The organism is Microbacterium sp. BG28, from assembly GCF_034044005.1.
Lineage (GTDB): Bacteria > Actinomycetota > Actinomycetes > Actinomycetales > Microbacteriaceae > Microbacterium.
The window spans coordinates 931,037-949,224 of record NZ_JAXCHA010000001.1 but is presented as its reverse complement, the minus strand read 5'-3'; the positions used below and the strand labels follow the sequence as shown (position 1 = coordinate 949,224).

The window sequence follows — 18,188 nt, the reverse complement described above, 5'->3', positions numbered from 1 at the left end:
AAGCAGGAAGAGGGGGTGTCGGGTCGGGCGTCGGCGGTTGCTGTGTCCGACGCCGCGCTCAGCCTAAATCACGCGCGAGACGCCAGTCTTCGAAGCTGAAACCTGGCGAAACGACACAGCTGACCAGCACTTCGGCGTCGCCTCCGAGACGGGCCGATTGCCACACCCCGGCCGGCACCGTCACCTGCGCGAGGTGTCCGGCGGGGAGGTCGGGGCCCAGGGTCACGGTGCGGTCGGTGATCGGCTCCTCGCCGTCGCCCCCGAGAGTCAGCTCGAGGGTGCCGGGTCCGTGCCAGAGCCAGATCTCGTCGCTCGTGACGACGTGCCATGCGCTGTGCTCGCCGGGGGTGAGCAGGTAGTGGATGCAGGTCGCCGCCGGCCTCGGGCCCGCAGGCGTCTCCACGCCCGCGGTGGCTGTCCACATCCGGCGGAACCAGCCGCCCTCGGGATGCGGGGCGAGATCGAGGGTGACGGCGGTGGCGGGACGGCTGCTCATGCGCGGACTCCGGTGTGCTCGGTGAACGACGGTGTCGTGTGCCGGAAGGCGCCGCTGATCACGGTCGCCGCGGCGCTTCCCGCGCCGTCGGTGGCGAGGTGCTCGATCGTGTCGTCGGTCGTCGTGACGGGGATGTCGAAGAAGGCGAGGTCGGCGAGGGCTCCGACCGCGAGATAGCCGGTGCGATCGGGACCCGTGTCGATGCCCATCGCGTGGGCCCCGCCCAGCGTCGCCGCCCGCAGCAGCTGCGCCGCGAGAGCGCGGTCGGAGTAGCCCTGCGTCCTGGCGATGCGGTGCAGTGCCGCCACGTCGGCGAGCAGGTCGAGCGAGGGGCTGGAGGAGAGGGAGTCGGTGCCGACGGCGATGCCGTTGCCCTCCGCGAGGTAGGCGGCGACGGGTGGTTCGTCGAGCCCGATGACCGCGTTGGAGCGGGGACAGAGCGCCACCGAGGTGCCTCGGGCGCGCAGCAGGGCACGGTCGCGCGCGGTCATGTACACGCCGTGCGCGACGTGGCAATCGGGCCCGAGCACACCGAGCTGATCGACGAACTCGGTCGCCCCGGTGCCGAAGCCGTCGCCGCGCAACTCGCGGAAGCTGCCGGCGCGACGCTCCTGCCACGGCGTCGGATGCGGAGCGCCCGACTCGCGCTCGAAGGCGGCCTCGCCGAGGTGCAGATGGATGCGGCCGCCGCGCTCGCGCACGATGTCGGGGATCTCCAGCAGGGGCTCGACGTCCAGCGAGTACGGCGCGTGGGGCGAGAGCCCGGTGCCGGGCGGCGAGGGGAGCGCGTCCAGCGCCGCCTCGACCTGCGCTCTGCCGGTCGCCGCCCAGTCGGCGTTGGTCCAGCTCATCACCTCCCAGTAGGTGATGCCGTGAAGGCCCGCGTCGTGGAGCACCCCGGCGGCGGGCGCATCGGTGACGATGTCGGCGACCGCGGTCGTGCCCGCCTCGATCACCGCGCGCGCTCCGGCGTCCGCATCCGCCTTCCAGTCGTGTCCGCGCTCGTAGACCGGGTCGAACGCGGCGGCCCAGTCTTCGAAGCCGCGGTAGCTGCCGCGTCCCACCTCGGCCATGCCCGTGTACTGCAGGTGCGAATGCGCATTGACGAGCCCCGGCAGGAGCACGCCCGGCCAGTGCACCTCGGTGAAGGAGGCGCCGCGGGCGGTGAGCTCGCGGCGCACCCAGTCGCGGTCGCCGACGTGGCGGATGCGGCCGCCGCTGACCGCGATCGCCCCCTGCGGGATCGGCGGCGCTGTGATGGGCAGCACCAGGTCGGCCGAGTACAGCACGACGCTCATCCGCGAGTCCCCTCGTAGCGGGCCGAGCGCCAGTCCTCATCCGTACCCGCGGTCGCGGCGGACTCGTCGATTCGCACGCCGCGCGCGGCGAGCGCCGCCAGGCCCACACGCTCGTCGATCTCGGGCGGGAGGGCGTGCACGCCGACGCCCGGGCGGGTGCGCAGCAGGTGGTCGAGGGCGGCCAGCTGCACCGCGAACGAGAGGTCCATGATCTCGATCGGGTTGCCCTCGGCGGCCGTGATGTTCACTGCTCCGCCGTCACCGAGCACGAGCGCGGCGGATGCGGCGGCCTCCGCCGTCACCTCGCCCGGCACGCCGCCCGCGACGGCGATCGCCGCCGCACGCCCGGCGATCGCCGCATCGATCGTGCCCGCGACGCCCGTGGCCGAGACGACGAGCGCGCCGTTCGCCAGCTCGGAGGCGGGGCCGACGGCATAGCCGTCGTGGCGCGCGGTGAGGGCCCGCACCGGGTCGACCTCGGCCACGGCGACGGTCGCACCCAGGGCGCGCAGGTATGCCGCGACGCCCTCGCCGACGGGGCCGTAGCCGATGACGAGAGCCGGTTGATCGCGAACCGTCAGAGAGTGATCTTCGAGAAGGTCCGCGATCGCCAGAACGCAGGAGAACCCGGTGCCGTAGCGGTTGTCGAACCGGGTCTTGGCGGCGGCGTCGTTGACGGCCATGACCGGGGTGCGCAGCAGCCTCGCCGCATCCATCCGCCGCAGCGGCGTGAGCCCCGAGGTCGTCTCCTCGTTCGCGCCGATCCAGGATTCGGCGATCACGGGGTCGGTCTCGTGGGCGAGGCGGATGAGGTGCGAGCCGTCGTCGATGAGAATGTCGAGGCCGCGGCGCAGGAAGCCCTCGGCCGCCGAGCGCTCCTCGAGACCCGACAGATCGGCGCCGCCGTCGACGGGGATGCCCATCGACGCGAGCGCCGCGGCGACGGCCGCATCCGTCTCGTCGGGGTGCCCGTAGACCGCGACGTCGGCTCCGCGAGAGCGCAGCAGAAGCGCCAGCTGGGCCGTCTTCGGCTCGAGCACCATGCACACGCCGATGCGGAGGCCGGTGAGGTCGATCTGATCGGCGAGGACGGCGGAGACCGGCATGTGGGCCGCGGCGAAGGCGATGCGTGCGGCGGCATCGGGCCGTTCGGGCAGCGGCGCACCGCCCAGGAGCACGGGCACGTCCGTGGGGTCCGCGTCGGCGGCGAGCGCCGTGAAGTCGAACCGCAGCATCCCCGCATCCGAGGCCGGCCCTGTCGTGACGACCGCACCCAGGTCGTGCAACAGAGTCGTGAGTCGCTCGGCGACGGCGCGATGTGCGGGCGAGGCGTCGACCCGCACGGTGCGCGAGGCGATCATGAGATTCGTGCGGCGGGCGAAGCGACGCACGATCGCCTCCGCGATGCGCGTCGTATCCACCGCCATAGCCTACGTCGATCCTTAGCACAGAATGAGATCCCTCTCACGGGGGGACTTCGGGCAGGGGCGCCCCTCTAGCGTGAAGAGCGGGGGCGTCTTCCGTGATGGAGGCGGACCCACGTCCGCACACGCAGCACTCGGAGGATCCTCATGCGCAAACTCGCACCCATCGCCCTTTCGGCCATCGCCCTTCTCGCCCTCGCCGGTTGCGCGGGTGGCGGCAACGGCGGCGGAGATGCCGGCGCCTCGTCGCAGTCCGTCCAGGAGGCGTGCTCCATCGCCCAGGACAAGCTCAGCGACGCCCAGAGCAAGCTGACCGACTCGATGTCGGCCGCGGCTTCGGGCGACAGCGACGCCACGACCGACCTGTTCGAGACGGTGCAGAAGGGGCTCGACGATGCCCTCGCCGAGGTCACGAACCCCGACGTGAAGAAGCCGCTGCAGGCCGTGTCCGACGAGTACAAGACGATCGGTGAGTCGATGTCGGCTCTCGCCGCCGCGGGGTCCGATCCCTCCAAGATCGACGAACTCACCAAGATCAACGACGACGTGCAGGCCTCGAGCGAGCGCCTCAAGACGGCGTCCGACGAGCTCACGAAGCTCTGCGCCTGAGTCTCGCGCTCCACACGAACGAAGGGATGCGGTCCGCAGGGGTCGCATCCCTTCGTCGTTGTCGTCGGTGACCGTTCGTGCGGCCGAACCGACAGATTCTGCGCTCGTCGAGGTCGGAGGCTCTCCGGCCTGATGGACTCCCTGCGGCTTCGTCGCGCGAGACCGGGATGCAGGTGCGCGGCGGAGCCAGCGGAAGGAGCCACGGATGTTCGCAGGAATCCGACGGGGATGGACCCGTTTCGCCGACGCCCACCCCACCTGGGCGCAGCTGATCGTGTTCTCGCTGCTCAACGTCGGGATGACCGTGCTCCAGCTCGTGCTGATGCCGGTGTTCAAGGCCGTCTTCGCCCTCACACCGCTCGTCGACACCGGCTTCCAGGCACTGCCGATCGGGTCCGACTACTTCATCTTCGACTACGCCGCCGGGGCTCTTCCGGCGGGCGGAGGTGGCCTGGCCTACTTCCTCGCGGTGCAGCTCACGCTCGCGATCGCGCAGGTCGTGAACTTCTTCGCTCAGCGCACCATCACCTTCAAGTCCAACAGCAACCCGTGGTGGGCGGCGCTCTGGTACACGCTCGCCTACGTCGTGATCACGTTCGGCGCCGCCGCGCTGCAGGGCTTCTACAAGGCGCCGGTATACGACCTGTTCATCACCGTGTGGGCGATGGGAGCGACCGGCGAGGCGATGGCTGACGTCGTCACGATGCTCATCAACGCGCTCATCTCGTGCGCCGTGTTCTTCCCGATCTTCAAGATCATCTTCCGCCGCGATCCCGACCCGGCGGTCGTCGTGGCGCCCGCGCCGGTGCGCGAGCGGGTCGGCGTCTGATCACCTCGTCGCGAGACCGAAGGCCTCCAGTTCGGCGGGCTCCAGCATCCGGGAGCGGATGAGGAACCGCATCCCCGTCGGCGCCTCCACGCTGAACCCAGCGCCGCGTCCCGGCACGGCGTCGATCGTCAGATGCGTGTACTTCCAGTACTCGAACTGCGATTCGGACATGAAGACCTCGATGGGCGCGAGATCGGCGACCCGCAGCGCGCCGAGGCGCACGTCACTCGGACCGGTGAGGAACATGCCGACGGGATAGCACATGGGTGCGGAGCCGTCGCAGCATCCGCCCGACTGATGGAACATGAGCGGTCCGTGCTGCGCGGTCAGCTCCACCAGCAGGGATGCGGCCGCATCCGTCACCGCGACGCGTTGCGCCGTCCGCTCGATCGGTGGCTCGTTCATCCCTCTCCCCTTCCTTCCATGTCCCACTTCGCGCACCCCGTGTCCCACTTGCCGCAGGTTTCACCCCCTGATTTCTGCAGCAAGTGGGACACGGATGCGGCGAGCTTGCGCGAAGGGGGACACGCCCCTGCGCGGCGGGCCTGACTCAGAAGAAGCCCATCGGCCCGTCGGCGTAGGAGACGAGCAGGTTCTTCGTCTGCTGGTAGTGATCGAGCATCTTCAGGTGGTTCTCGCGGCCGATGCCCGACTGCTTGTAGCCGCCGAAGGCCGCGTGCGCCGGGTACTGGTGGTACGTGTTCGTCCACACGCGGCCGGCTTCGATGCCGCGCCCGGCGCGGTACATCGTGTCGGCCGATCGGCTCCAGACTCCGGCGCCGAGTCCGTAGAGGGTGTCGTTCGCGGTGTGGATGGCGTCGTCGAAGCCCTCGAAGCTCGTGACCGAGACGACCGGACCGAAGATCTCCTCCTGGAAGATGCGCATGCTGTTCTGGCCCTCGAACACGGTGGGCGCCACGTAGTAGCCCTCCGACAGGTCACCGCCCAGGTCGACGCGCTCCCCTCCGGCCAGCAGCTTCGCGCCCTCCGCCTTGCCGATCTCGATGTACGACAGGATCTTCTCGAGCTGGTCGTTCGAGGCCTGTGCACCGATCATCGTCGCGGGATCCAGCGGGTTGCCCTGCACGATCTTGCCGACGCGCTCCAGGCCGTCGCCGAGGAACTGGTCGTAGATCGAACGCTGGATGAGGGCGCGGCTCGGACACGTGCAGACCTCACCCTGGTTCAGCGCGAAGAACGTGAAGCCCTCCAGCGCCTTGTCGTAGTACGCGTCGCGGTCGCGGGCCACATCTTCGAAGAAGATGTTCGCGCTCTTGCCGCCGAGCTCCAGCGTCACCGGGATGAGGTTCTGCGAGGCGTACTGCATGATGAGCCGGCCCGTCGTGGTCTCGCCCGTGAACGCGACCTTGCGGATGCGCTTATGCTGCGCCAGCGGCGCCCCCGCCTCGATGCCGAAGCCATTGACGATGTTCACGACGCCGGCCGGCAGCAGATCGCCGATGAGGTCGAAGAGGAAGAGGATGGATGCCGGCGTCTGCTCGGCGGGCTTGAGCACGACGCAGTTGCCGGCGGCGAGTGCGGGAGCGAGCTTCCACGTGGCCATGAGGATCGGGAAGTTCCACGGGATGATCTGGCCCACCACGCCCAGCGGCTCGTGGAAGTGGTACGCGACGGTGTCCTCGTCGATCTGGCTGAGCGAGCCCTCCTGCGCCCGCAGGACTCCGGCGAAGTAGCGGAAGTGATCGACGGCGAGGGGGATGTCGGCGGCGAGCGTCTCGCGCACCGGCTTGCCGTTCTCCCACGTCTCGGCGACGGCGATCTTCTCAAGGTTCGCCTCGATGCGATCGGCGATCTTGTTGAGGATGTTCGCGCGGTCGGCCGGTGTCGTCTTCTTCCAGCTCTCGAACGCCTGCCACGCCACATCCACGGCGCGGTCGATGTCCTCGCTCGTTCCTCGACCGACCTCGCAGAACGGCTTGCCCGTGACGGGGGTGATGTTCTCGAAGTACTGGCCCTTGATCGGCTCGACGAACTCGCCGCCGATGTAGTGGCCGTAGCGGCTGCGGTACTCGGCGACCGATCCGCGGGATCCGGGGGCGGCGTAGACGCTCGAGACGCCGTCTTCAACGATGGTCATGTCATCTCCTTCGACGATCAGGACGGAGGCGGCATCGGCGCCGCGCTCGTTGCCCGACACCGTAAGCACCCCCGGGTTGCATCGGGTTGCGCGTGGAGACGACTAGGCGCCGAGCTGCTCCAGGCGAGCGACGATCGGCGCGCGGCGCGGCGAGCGCGGGGCGAGCATCTCGAGGCAGAGGCGGAGCGCGTCCGCATCCTCGCGTCCCTCGTCCGTGTCGACGTAGGCCAGCAGCACGTCGAGCCCCGCCCCGGCGAGGAGCGACTCGCGCAGCGCCGCCTGCACGCTCTGCCGGAGCTCCTCCACCCCCGGCGCGCGGGAGTCCGGCAGCACGGGGCCGCGATACGCCGTGAGGGCCACGCGGTGCGCGCCGCGATCGAGCAGCGACACGACGTGATCGGCGTCGGTCTGCAGGGGGCTCGTCAGTCGATAGGGACGGGATGCGGGGATCAGCGCGGGCGCGACCGCGTCGAGCACCCGGCGCAGGCGCACCATCTCGGGGCGCAGGGTCTCCACCGGCGCGGCCTCGCCGTACACGAGGGCGGCCAGTCGCTCCGCGGAGAGTCCCTGCTGGTGCACCGCCAGCATGAGCAGGATCTCCGCGTGCCGCGCACTCAGCTCGGTCACGGTGGCGCCCCGGTCGTCGACGACGTCGAGCACGGCGAGGTCGCGTCCGAGCACCCGGAGGGTGGCGTGCTCGGTGGCGCCGCGCGGACGCCGCGGGGAGTGGCTCTTCAGGGACGGTTCGGCGCGCGCCCGCAGCCTGGCCACCAGCAGCTCCCCCTCGATCGCCCGTGCCGTCGCGTCGACGAGCAACTGGGCCTGCGGCGTGGTGACCTCGGCGCCCCCGGTCACATCGATGACCCCGAGCACGCGCCGACTCTCGGGGTCGCGCACGGGAGCCGCCGTGCACGACCACGGCTGCACGAGCCGGTTGAAGTGCTCGGCGCCGCGGATCTGGACGGAGGTGTCGAGGGCGAGGGCCGTGCCCGGCGCCGAGGTGCCCACGGCCTGCTCCGACCAGTTCGCCCCCGCGACGAATCCCATGTCGCCGGTGAGGTCGCGGATGCGGCGATCGCCCTCGACCCACAGCAGGCGCCCCGCCGCATCCCCCACCGCGACGACGACGCCCGACTCGTCCTCGTCGCCGGGCAGCAGCAGCTGGCGGATCATGTCCATGACGCTCGCGAGGGGATGCGTGCGCCGGTACTCGTCGAGCTCGTCCGAGATGAGATCCAGGGGCGGCACGGCCTCCACGCCGACCAGGCTCCGGGCCGAGCGCTGCCAGCTCTCGCGGACCAGACCCCGCACGGCGGTGACCCGCGGATCCTGCGCGTTGCCGCCGACGAACTCCTCGTGCGCACGCTCGATCAGCAGGCGCGAGCTCTCGGCCGACGCCTCGCGACGCAGAGACCAGGGCGAGGGCACAACGACTCCGATCGACGGTGATCAGGTTGCTTCAGTGTAGGCACGCCGCGCAGGAGACGACAGGGCGGTTGTGCGACACACGGTACCGTACTGCTCGCACTACTGTGCAGTGCGTGGTACCTTGCTTCGCAGACGAGAGAGGGGCGCGGATGGACACCACGCAGCTGTTGAAGGGGGTGCTGGATGCCGCCGTGCTCGCGGTCGTCCAGCATGAGGACGCCTACGGGTACGACATCGTGCGGCGCCTGCGCGACGCCGGCCTCGGAGAGGTGGGAGACGCATCCGTCTACGGCACGCTCCGCCGGCTCTACAGCGCCGGGTCGCTCTCGAGCTACGTGGTGCCCTCCGACGGCGGTCCGCACCGCAAGTACTACGCCATCAACCCGCAGGGGCGCGCAGCGCTCGACGCGCAGCGCGAGGACTGGGCCTCGTTCTCGCTCGCGCTGAGCACGCTGCTCGATGCCTCTCGCAAACCCGCCGCGCTGCGCACGATCGGAGAAGGACGATGAACGCCACGACCGAGCCCCGCACCGACATCGCGGCCTTCGCCGCAGCCGTCCGCGCGGAACTGAACGACCTGCCCGCCGATGAGGTCGATGACCTGCTCGACGGGCTCGAAGCCGACCTCTCCGAACAGGCCGAAGACAGCGGCGAGGCGTTCTCCCTCCCGGATGCGGCCACCTACGCCGCGGAACTCCGCGCCGCAGCAGGGCTTCCCGAGCGCAACGGGCGGGCCGCCAAGGTACCGGTGCGAGAGCAGCTGGAACGCGCCCGGCAGGCGGCGGCCACCCGCATCCGCTCGTCCCGGTTCGGATCCGCGACGCTGGACCTGCTCGTTTCGCTGCGCCCGGTCTGGTGGATCGCACGCGGGGTGGCGTTCTACCTCTTGCTGGTGTTCTTGACCGTGCCGTTCACCGGCCGCGTCGACTACGCGCCCACGAACGTCGTGGCCTGGGCGATCCTCGCCGCCCTGGTGCTCCTCAGCATCCAGTGGGGGCGCGGGAAGTGGCTGCCTCGCCGCTGGATGCGGGGCCTGCGGAGCGTGCTCAATGTGGTGGCGACGATCGTCGCGGCGATCGCGCTGATCGCGGCGCCCACCGTGTTGCCGCAGTACTTCGCCTCGCAGTCGGCGTACGCGAACGACATCCCCGCAGACACGAGCCAGCCCGGCCTCGTGCTGGACGGCGAGCGCGTGCGCAACATCTACGCGTACGACGTGGAGGGCAACCCGCTCGAGAACGTGCAGCTGTACACCGACCAGGGAACCCCGCTGACGACCGTCGGCACCGAGGGTCGCACGAACGGATGGTGGTGGGACGAGTACTTCCTGGGCGGTGGCGGCCCGGTCACCACGGCCTACGAGGGCACGGGGCGCTCCCCGCTGTGGAACGTGTTCCCGCTGCGCGAAGCGACCGGCGTGAGCACCTGGGATGTGGACGCCGCCGTCCCGACCCTGCCCCGGGCGCCGTTCGCGCAGGTTCCTGCCGTACCCGTGCAGTCCGGGGCGGGCGCGGAGCCGACGCCGACGCCGAGTCCGACGCTCGGGTCTGGAACCGGGACGGATACGGCACCGCTTCCCGAGCCCGCGCCCGAGATGGAGGTGACGCCGTGAGCATGATCGGCCAGGGACGTCCAGATGCGTCCGCCAACGGCGACGCCCCCGCGGCTCCGCCTCCCGCATCCGCCGGGCCCTCACGGATCGTGAGCATCGACATCAGTCACCTCGTGCGTGAGGCCCTCGACTCGTCGCCCCGCGACTGAGAACCCCCGCGGGGGCCCCGTTGAGAACCCTCCCGCCCGGGGCCCCCTCCGCCGCTGAGCGACCCTCTTCCCGGTCCCACCACCCCTGTTCCCCTGTCACAGATCGACGTCCACGCGTCGATCTGTGACAGGGGAACGTTGGTGTGCGCGGGGTCGCCGACGACCATGTCCCACTTTCCGCAGTGTCGAGTCCGGATTCTTGCGCCAAGTGGGACATGCCCTGCGGGACGTGGGACACGCTGACAGGCAGGCCTACTCGGGGGGAGCCGGCGTAGGCGCACCGGCGAGAAACGCGCGCGGGGCCGGGGTCAGCGGGTGGCGGAGAGGTTGCCGTCGGCCCAGGCGCCCAACTGCGCGAGGATCGGCACGAGGCGGGCGCCCGCATCCGTCAGCGTGTAGGACACCGCGACCGGGGGGCCCGCATCCACATCGCGCACGACCAGGCCGGCGTCGGCGAGCTCGACGAGGCGATCCGAGAGCACGGCGTCGCTGATGCCGGTGACGGCTCGACGCAGCCCTACGAACGACAGAGCCCCCTCGCCGAGCACGTCGAGGATCATGCCGTTCCAGCGCTTGCCCAGAACAGAGAAGGCGCGCGACACGGCGGCGTCGCACTGACGCTCGTCATGCTGCTCTGCGGTCATGCCTCCGAGTCTAGCCGTGCTAGCGTTCACGTAGCCACTCTCTTTTTCATAGCCGCTAGGTCGATTGGAGCACCATGTCCCTCTTCCGTCTGGATGCGAGCATCCTTCCCCCTACCTCCGCCAGCCGCGCTCTCGGCGACATCGTCGAGACGGAGTGGCTCGCCACCCACGCCGACCCGACCGTCATCCGCCGCGATCTGGCCGTCGAGCCGATTCCCGCCACCGCGTGGGCGGCCGCCGTCACCGGGAGGAACCTCCCCGAAGCCGACCGCACCGCCGAGCAGCGGGAGGCGCTGGCCCTGGCGACGCGCCTCGCCGACGAGCTCATCGACGCCGACGCCCTCCTGCTCACGATCCCCCTCTACAACTACGGTGTCTCGCAGCACGCGAAGACGTGGTTCGACCTGGCCTACACCGACCCGCGCATCGACCCGCAGGGCACGGCGCTGCGCGGCAAGCCCGCCGTGCTGGTCACGGTGCTCGGCGGCAATTACGACGCCGGCACACCCAAGGAAGGCTGGGACCACTCGACCGCGTGGCTGCGCCGCGTGCTCGAAGACGTGTGGGGCCTCGACCTGCGCGTCGTGCAGCGCTCGTTCACGCTCGTGGGGGTGAACCCCGCGCTGGATCAGTTCTCCGAGATCGCCGCCGACATCAAATCCGCCGCCGAGGAGGCTGCGCGCGAGGGCGGTCGCTCGATCGCCGAGGCCGCGTCCGCCACGGTCTGAGCCGGCACCGCATCCCTCCGGCAGGAAATATCCGCCCATCAGGACGTTTCGCGTCAGATCGTCCTGATGGGCGGATTCTCCCTGTTGAGCGGATGCGGCCACTGACCGGGTGCGGCCACGCACCGGCCGGCGGGGGTCAGCCCCGCGCGGCCCACCACTCGCGCAGGCGGCGCTCGCTCTCGTCGGGCCCCAGAACGCCCTCGTCCAGCCGCAGATCGAGCAGGAACCGGTACGCCTCGCCCACCTCGCGGCCGGGCGGGATGCCGAGGATCTGCTGGATCTGGTTGCCGTCGAGCTCCGGACGGATGGCGTCCAGCTCCTCCTGCGCGCGCAACTCGTCGATGCGCCGCTCGATGTCGTCGTAGGCCAGACGCAGCCGCGTCGCCTTGCGCTTGTTGCGCGTGGTCACGTCGGCGCGGGTCAGGATGTGCAGGCGCTCCAGCTCGTCGCCGGCATCCCGCACGTAACGGCGCACCGCCGCATCCGTCCACGCGCCCTCGGCGTAGCCGAAGAAGCGCAGGTGCAACTCGATCAGCAGCGCGACGGACTCGATCGTCGCCGAGTCGAACCGCAGCTCGCGAAGGCGCTTGCGCGCCATCCGCGATCCCTTCACGTCGTGGTGGTGGAAGGTGACCGCGCCGCCCGGCTCGAGCCGGCGCGTGGCGGGTTTGCCGATGTCGTGGAGGAGCGCCGCGAGGCGCAGCGGCACGTCAGGAGCGGAGTCCGGGTGCCGGGTACGCTCGAGCTCGATCGCCTGCCGCAGCACGGTGAGCGAGTGCTCGTAGACGTCCTTGTGGTGATGATGCTCGTCGACCTCGAGACGCAGCGCCGGCACCTCGGGGAGGAACTGGTCGATCAGCCCGGTCTCGACCAGAAGCCGCAGGCCGCGCACGGGGTCATCGGTCTGCAGCAGACGCACGAGCTCGCCCTGGATGCGCTCCGGGCTCACGATCCCGAGCGTCTCGCGCAGCTCGGCGATCGCCGCGACCGCGTCGGCGTCGACCGCGAAACCGAGTTGAGAAGAGAAACGCGCCGCGCGCAGCATCCGCAGGGGGTCGTCACCGAAGCTGATCCGCGCATCGGTCGGGGTGCGCAGCACACCCGCGACGAGATCCTCGATGCCGCCGTGCGGATCGACGAGCTGCGGGCCCGGCACGCGGAGCGCCATCGCGTTGACGGTGAAGTCGCGGCGCACGAGGTCGGACTCGAGCGAATCGCCGAACGCGACGACGGGTTTGCGGGTCTCGCCGTCGTAGGCGTCCGCGCGGTACGTGGTGATCTCGACCTGCTCGCCGCGGATGCGGGCGCCGATCGTGCCGAACGCCCGGCCGATGTCCCACTGCGCGGTCGAGATCGGCGTGACGATGCGCAGGATCTCGTCGGGATCCGCATCCGTCGTGAAGTCCAGGTCGTGCGTGGTCCGCCCCAGCAGCGCATCGCGCACCGGGCCGCCGACGACCGCCAGTTCGTGCCCTGCGGCCGCGAAAGCGTCCGCGAGAACGACCACGACGGGTGAGGAGGCGAGGGTGCCCAGGCGCGAGAGACCGTCGGCCATGTTGAGCATGCAACGAGCCTAATCGGCCGCGCGGTGCGGCACCTCCAGCATCCCGGTCAGCACCAGCTCCCTCACCCTCGGGAGCAGGTCGGATCGGAGCGATGCGGCATCCACCTCGAGCAGGTCGGCGATCGCATCGATGAGCACGCCGACGGGCAGCTCCCCGTCGCTCGCGCCGACGAGTGCGGCCAGCGCCGGGTCCGCGGACACGGTGCGGGCGAGCCCGCCGCCCTGTCGCAGCTCGATCACGCTGGGCGCTTCCGCACCGGGAAGGTGGTGCCGCGCCTCAGTGACGTCGGCGGCGACCCGCAGCACGGATGCGGCGAGCACCATGTCGTCGGTCCGGTCCAGCCACGCCGCCGCTTGCCACACCGCGGCGGTGTGCGCGGCGAGGACAGCGGAGTCGACCCCCTGCGCCACCCGCTCGAAGCGCCGCAGCCCCGAACCACGCATGAGCTGCACCCAGCCGAGTCCGATGCCCGTGACGCCGCGGGACTCGAAATCGTCGAGCCAGGCACCGATCAGCGCCTCGTACTCGTCGCTGCCGGGCCTCGTGCCGCCGTCGCGCACCCAGAGCTCCGCGTACCGGTCCGGATCGAGCTGCTCGCGCTCGATCACCCACGCGCCGATGCCCTCCGTCCACCCGCGCGTTCGCTCCAGCCCTGCCAGAGCACCACGGTCCTCCCAGTTGCCCAGCATGATCGCGCGGCCACCCTCGACAAGGTGGGATGCGGCGCCGGTCACGACCTCGCGCATCAGTTCGTCCCCCGCCCGGCCGCCGTCGCGGTATTCGTAGGCGGGCACGCCGGCGACGCGCGGGGTGATGACGAAGGGCGGGTTCGAGGCGATCAGCTCGAAGCGCTCGTCGCCGACGGGTTCGTAGAGACTCCCCTCGCGGACGTCGATGCCCGCCAGGTCGTTGAGTGCCGCGCCCAATCGCGTGAACCACAGTGCGCGCGGCGAGATGTCGGTCGCGACGACCTCGAATCCCCTCCGGTGCAACTCGAACGCCACCAGACCGCAGCCGCATCCGAGGTCGAGGGCACGGCCGCCCCCGGACGGCGGCAGCAGAGAGACGAGTGTCCTGCCGGCGCCGCCGACGCCGAGCACGTGGTCCGCACGCAACGGGAAGACGCCGGCCAGTTCGTCCAGGTCGCTCGCGATCCAGCCGTCGCCGCCGTCGGCGAACACGTGCGGGCGCACCGCCACCGCGGGCGCCACACTGTCGCCGCGCCGTTCGATCACGCCGAGCCGCTCGGCATCACCGAGTCCCGTGCCGGGCAGTGCCGCGGCCACGGATGCGGAATCGACGACATCCCCCAGCACGAACAGGCGTGCGAGCACGGCGACGGCATCGTGCGGGTTCCGTGCGAGGGCGCGTCGGGCCGGAGCGGCGACGGCCCGCGTGAGCGCCGACTCCGCGGCGTCGCCGATGAGCGCGTGGACGGCCGCGGTCGTGAAGCCCGCGGCGCGCAGATCGTCGGCGAGGCGGCGGGCGATGGCGGTGTGCATGAGTCCATTCAACCCGGGCGCGCGCTCGGTGAATCCCAGGCCCGGGCCCGTAGACTCGCTCCCGACCCTGCGGACTCTCCGCACAGGAGCCTGCTCAGCTACGAATGATTCCGACTTCGGCCCGCACGGGCATCCCCGCATTCCGGCGGCGACGACTTCTGCTCGCGCCGCTCATTGCCGTCGCGATCGTGCTGGGGATCGCCGCCCCCGCAGTGGCCGCCACGCCGACGCCCTCGCCGTCCGCGACGGGAACCGTCGAGGTCTCGGTGGCGCCCCTGTCCGGTGGTGTGCTGGCCGCGGGCGAGGCGCTCACGGCGCTCGTGTCCCTCGAGAACGGCACGACCGCCCTGGCCCCCGGTTCGACGGCGGAACTGCTGCTCGCCGATGCACCACTGGACGGGTCGGCCGCTCTCGACGCGTGGCTTTCGGGATCGTCCGAGCTCCCGGCAGGGCGCGTCGTGGGATCCAGCGCGGTCGAAGAGACCGCACCCGGGCAGTCGAGCTCGGCGAGTGTGATCCTCGCGGCCGACGACCCCGCTCTGGCAGGCCGTGGCGCGGGTGTGTACCCGCTGTGGGTCAGCCTCGCCGGCGAGACGGCCCGCTCCGTGGTCACGATCGGCACCGGCCCCACGGGAACCGTCGCGGTCATCGTGCCGATCACCGCGCCGGCGCTGACGGCGGGGATGCTGTCGACCGACCAGCTGGCCTCCCTCACCGCTGCCGACGGCGCGCTGACCGCACAGCTCGATGCCGTCGTGGGAACCTCGGCGATCCTCGCGGTCGATCCCGCGATCGCGGCCTCGATCCGGGCGCGCGGCACATCTGCTCCGGAGTCCGCGCGGGCATGGCTGCAGCGGCTCATGGACCTGTCCAACCCGCGGTTCGCGCTGCAGTACGGCGACGCCGATGTGAGCACGCAGTTCGCGGCCGGGCTCGGCGCGCCGCTCGCGCCGACGTCGTTGAGTGCGTACGTGGATCTGAAGGCGCAGCCGGTCGCGCCCACGCCTGCTCCGACGGACGCGCAGCAGTCCGACCGTACACCGCCGACTCTCGACGCGCTCCTCGACGTGGGCACCGGTGGAAGCCCGGCCGTCTACTGGCCGCCGTCGGGCACCGCCTCACCGGAACTCGTCGGATGGCTCACCGCGGCGACGCCCGGCGCGATCACGATCGTCGACAGCACGCAGGTGTCCGGCGCATCCACCGCGCACGCGCGGACCGGCGGCGGTGAGCTGCTCGTCGCGTCGGCGGGCGCATCCGCTGCACTGCAGGCCGCATCCGCCGCCACCCAGCCCACCAGGCGTGCGGCGGATGCGGCTGCCGCGGCCGCGCATCTGACCTTCGCATCTGCGTCGGCACAGGGCTCCCCCGTTCTCGTCAGCCTCGGCAGATCGGCCGTCCGCGATGCGCAGGGCCTGCGCGGGGCGATCTCCGCGGCGACGACGGGCATGACCGCCGTGGGGCTGTCGAGCCTGCTCGGCACGTCCCCGACGGAGGTTCAGGTCTCGGCGGGCACGGTCGACCCCTCGCGTCCGGCGGCGCTGACGAGCATGCTCGCCGGAGCCGCGCAGATCGACAGCTTCGCCACGATCCTCGACGACCCGTCGCTGCTCACCGGACGCGAGCGTGCCGCCATCCTCCAGATTCTGGGCGGCGCATGGCTCGGCGATCCGTCGGGCTGGCAGAGCGCCGTCACAGCGCACGCCGAGGCCACCACGACGACACTCGACTCGGTGTCGATCGTGCCCTCGACGGCTCTCAACCTGCTGACGGCGGGCACCAACCTGCGTTTCTGGGTGCGCAACGACCTTCCGTATCCGGTGAACGTCGTGCTCGTCGCTTCCCCGGATGATCTCCGCGTCGACATCGAGCGCGAGAACGCGGTGGTCGCCGCCGCATCCGCCAATACGCTCGTCGAGGTTCCCGTGAACGCACGGATCGGCAACGGTGACGTCAAGATCGATCTCAGCCTGCGCAGCCCCGTGTACGTTCCCATCGGCCAGACACAGACGGTGGATGTCAACGTGCGAGCCGACTGGGAGGGCATCGGCCTTGCCGCGCTCGTCGTGGTCGCGGCCGCATTCCTCACGATCGGCGCCATCCGCACCGTCCGGCGCCGTAAGCGCGACAAGGCGGATGCGGCCCGCACCGACGACGACATCGAGGAGAACGCGTGAGCGGATTGGGCCGGGCGAGCGTGCTGCTGGGAGCGGGAACGCTCGTCTCCCGGATCACGGGCCTCATCCGCACCATCGTGCTGGTGGCGGTGCTCGGCACCATGTCCTCGCGGGCGGGCGACGCCTTCGCGCAGGCCAACCAGCTGCCGAACAACGTCTATGCGATCATCTCGGCGGGCGTACTCACCGCGGTGATCGTTCCACAGATCGTACGCGCGAGCGCGAGGGAGGACAGGGGCCAGCGTTTCATCTCCGCGCTGTTCACCGCGGGGATCGTCGTCCTCCTCGCCGTCACGGCTGTGGCGATGCTGCTCGCCCCCGTGCTCATCACCCTCTACGCTCCCGCCTACAGCCCTGAGCAGCACGCCCTGGCGACCGCGTTCGCGTACTGGTGCCTGCCCCAGATCTTCTTCTACGGTCTGTACTCCCTCCTGGGAGAGACGCTCAACGCCCGCCGCATCTTCGGACCGTTCACCTGGGCACCCGTGCTCAACAACGTCATCTCCATCGCCGGGTTCCTGCTGCTGATGCTCGTCATCGGAGGAGACCGTTCTGCGGTGTCGGACTGGAATGCCGCATCCATCGCCGCTCTGGGCGGCACGGCAACCTTCGGCATCGCGGTACAGGCACTCATCCTGCTCGTCTCCTGGCGACGCACGGGGCTTCGTTTGCGCCCCGACTTCCACTGGCGCGGACTGGGCTTTCGCAACATGGGGCGCCTGGCCGGCTGGACCGCGGCGATGGTCGTCGTCGGACAGATCGCGGGCCTCATCCAGAGCCGGGTCATCTCCGAGGCGACCGGCGACGGGGCCTCGACGCTCGCGACGCAGACCGCGTGGCTCATCTTCATGCTCCCCTACTCGGTGATCGTGCTCTCGATCGGAACGCCGTACTTCACGCAGATCAGCGAGCACGCCTCGGCGGGCCGGGACGACGAGGTGCGCGGCGACGTGTCGCGCAGCATCCGCATCATCAGCCTCCTGATCGTCGTGGCGACGGCGGCGCTCGTGGTCGCGGCGGTGCCGGCGTCGCGCATCATCGTGAACAACGCGGCGGATGCGGCCGGGCTCGCACCCGTGCTCATCGCCTACCTCGTGAGCCTGCTGCCTCTCTCGGTGCTCTTCGTGCTGCAGCGCACCTTCTACGCCTACGACGACACCCGTACCCCGTTCGTCTTCACGACCGTGCAAGCGGTTCTCGTGATCGTCACCGCTCTGGCCGCCGCTTGGCTCGCCCCGACGCCGTGGCTCGCGGCCGCCGTCGCCCTCGGTCAGTCGATCGCCATCACCGTGCAGGCCGTGCTCGCCGCCATCCTGCTGCGTCGGCGGATCGGTTCTCTCGGCATCCGCTCATGGTTCGTCGCGATCGCGCGCTACACGGTCGCCGCCCTCCCGGCTGCGGCGGCCGGATGGGGGGTCTACCTCCTCCTCGGCGGCGACACCGGTTGGACGACGTCCGACAAGATCTACGGCGCCATCGGAACCGGCATCATCGGCGCAGTCACCCTGGTCGTCTACCTGGTCGTGCTCGCGGCGCTGCGCACGCCCGAACTGGCCCCGGCGCTGCGACCGCTTCGCCGCATCCTTTCCAGACGCTGACAAACGGACCGCGGGAATGTCCCGCGGATAC

The 18,188-nt window shown here is 70.8% G+C and carries 17 protein-coding genes; 8 read left to right on the top strand and 9 right to left on the bottom strand.

The genetic code is table 11. The annotated features are described in order from the left end of the window. Positions 1-58: 58 nt before the first annotated feature. From SK224_RS04810 to SK224_RS04800, 3 genes are read right to left on the bottom strand one after another with little or no spacing between them, the layout of a single operon-like run. Positions 59-496, bottom strand: a complete 438-nt coding sequence (locus tag SK224_RS04810; protein WP_320433631.1) for a cupin domain-containing protein — start codon at positions 494-496, stop codon at positions 59-61. Continuing rightward, on the bottom strand, positions 493-1,794 hold the full coding sequence (locus tag SK224_RS04805) for an amidohydrolase family protein (protein WP_320433630.1): 1,302 nt from the start codon (positions 1,792-1,794) through the stop codon (positions 493-495). Before SK224_RS04805 ends, SK224_RS04810 begins: the two co-directional genes overlap by 4 nt. Then, positions 1,791-3,215 carry an adenosylhomocysteinase gene (locus tag SK224_RS04800; protein ID WP_320433629.1) on the bottom strand — a complete coding sequence of 475 codons (1,425 nt, stop codon included), beginning with the start codon at positions 3,213-3,215 and terminating at the stop codon, positions 1,791-1,793. Before SK224_RS04800 ends, SK224_RS04805 begins: the two co-directional genes overlap by 4 nt. Positions 3,216-3,365: 150 nt before the next feature. Here SK224_RS04800 and SK224_RS04795 point away from each other — a divergent pair, with 150 nt between their 5' ends. Next, positions 3,366-3,827 (top strand): hypothetical protein, encoded by a 462-nt coding sequence (locus tag SK224_RS04795; RefSeq protein WP_320433628.1) that lies wholly within the window; start codon positions 3,366-3,368, stop codon positions 3,825-3,827. 205 nt (positions 3,828-4,032) lie between these two features. Beyond that, the gene (locus tag SK224_RS04790) at positions 4,033-4,656 is read left to right on the top strand and encodes a hypothetical protein (protein ID WP_320433627.1); all 624 of its coding nucleotides are present in this window, start codon (positions 4,033-4,035) and stop codon (positions 4,654-4,656) included. Here the strand turns inward: SK224_RS04790 and SK224_RS04785 are convergent, their stop codons facing one another. The 3 genes from SK224_RS04785 to SK224_RS04775 all read right to left on the bottom strand — a co-directional run bounded on the left by SK224_RS04785 (position 4,657) and on the right by SK224_RS04775 (position 8,182). After that, the gene (locus SK224_RS04785) at positions 4,657-5,061 is read right to left on the bottom strand and encodes a DUF779 domain-containing protein (protein ID WP_320433626.1); all 405 of its coding nucleotides are present in this window, start codon (positions 5,059-5,061) and stop codon (positions 4,657-4,659) included. Positions 5,062-5,206: 145 nt separating this feature from the next. Then, complete coding sequence (locus SK224_RS04780; protein ID WP_137418526.1) at positions 5,207-6,754, bottom strand: aldehyde dehydrogenase family protein; 1,548 nt, start codon at positions 6,752-6,754, stop codon at positions 5,207-5,209. A gap of 102 nt (positions 6,755-6,856) precedes the next feature. After that, positions 6,857-8,182 (bottom strand): transcriptional regulator, encoded by a 1,326-nt coding sequence (locus tag SK224_RS04775; RefSeq protein ID WP_309734119.1) that lies wholly within the window; start codon positions 8,180-8,182, stop codon positions 6,857-6,859. 149 nt (positions 8,183-8,331) lie between these two features. On the opposite strand from SK224_RS04775, the gene SK224_RS04770 reads away from it, so the two are divergent. Genes SK224_RS04770 through SK224_RS04760 form a run of 3 tightly spaced genes read left to right on the top strand, consistent with a single transcriptional unit; the run spans position 8,332 to position 9,943 of the window. Then, complete coding sequence (locus tag SK224_RS04770; RefSeq protein ID WP_320433625.1) at positions 8,332-8,691, top strand: PadR family transcriptional regulator; 360 nt, start codon at positions 8,332-8,334, stop codon at positions 8,689-8,691. Then, complete coding sequence (locus SK224_RS04765; RefSeq protein WP_320433624.1) at positions 8,688-9,794, top strand: hypothetical protein; 1,107 nt, start codon at positions 8,688-8,690, stop codon at positions 9,792-9,794. Before SK224_RS04770 ends, SK224_RS04765 begins: the two co-directional genes overlap by 4 nt. Continuing rightward, the gene (locus SK224_RS04760; RefSeq protein WP_320433623.1) at positions 9,791-9,943 is read left to right on the top strand and encodes a hypothetical protein; all 153 of its coding nucleotides are present in this window, start codon (positions 9,791-9,793) and stop codon (positions 9,941-9,943) included. The genes SK224_RS04765 and SK224_RS04760 overlap by 4 nt, the downstream gene beginning before the upstream one ends. A gap of 308 nt (positions 9,944-10,251) precedes the next feature. Here the strand turns inward: SK224_RS04760 and SK224_RS04755 are convergent, their stop codons facing one another. Then, complete coding sequence (locus SK224_RS04755; protein WP_320433622.1) at positions 10,252-10,587, bottom strand: helix-turn-helix domain-containing protein; 336 nt, start codon at positions 10,585-10,587, stop codon at positions 10,252-10,254. Positions 10,588-10,661: 74 nt separating this feature from the next. Between SK224_RS04755 and SK224_RS04750 the strand changes: the two genes are divergently transcribed. Then, positions 10,662-11,315: an FMN-dependent NADH-azoreductase gene (locus SK224_RS04750; protein ID WP_320433621.1), complete on the top strand. Its 654-nt coding sequence runs from the start codon at positions 10,662-10,664 to the stop codon at positions 11,313-11,315. 136 nt (positions 11,316-11,451) lie between these two features. Here SK224_RS04750 and SK224_RS04745 read toward each other — a convergent pair whose 3' ends face one another. After that, positions 11,452-12,879 carry a CCA tRNA nucleotidyltransferase gene (locus tag SK224_RS04745; RefSeq protein WP_320433620.1) on the bottom strand — a complete coding sequence of 476 codons (1,428 nt, stop codon included), beginning with the start codon at positions 12,877-12,879 and terminating at the stop codon, positions 11,452-11,454. Positions 12,880-12,888: 9 nt separating this feature from the next. Continuing rightward, entirely contained in the window at positions 12,889-14,382 is a 1,494-nt protein-coding gene (locus tag SK224_RS04740; RefSeq protein ID WP_320433619.1) for a methyltransferase, read from the bottom strand. A gap of 104 nt (positions 14,383-14,486) precedes the next feature. Here SK224_RS04740 and SK224_RS04735 point away from each other — a divergent pair, with 104 nt between their 5' ends. Together SK224_RS04735 and murJ are read left to right on the top strand one after the other, a co-directional pair. Beyond that, positions 14,487-16,559, top strand: coding sequence for a DUF6049 family protein (locus SK224_RS04735; RefSeq protein ID WP_320433618.1), 2,073 nt, complete (start codon positions 14,487-14,489; stop codon positions 16,557-16,559). Next, a complete protein-coding gene (gene murJ / locus SK224_RS04730; protein WP_320433617.1) occupies positions 16,556-18,157 on the top strand; it encodes a murein biosynthesis integral membrane protein MurJ in 1,602 nt (533 codons plus the stop codon). Before SK224_RS04735 ends, murJ begins: the two co-directional genes overlap by 4 nt. The last annotated feature ends 31 nt before the right edge of the window (positions 18,158-18,188 follow it).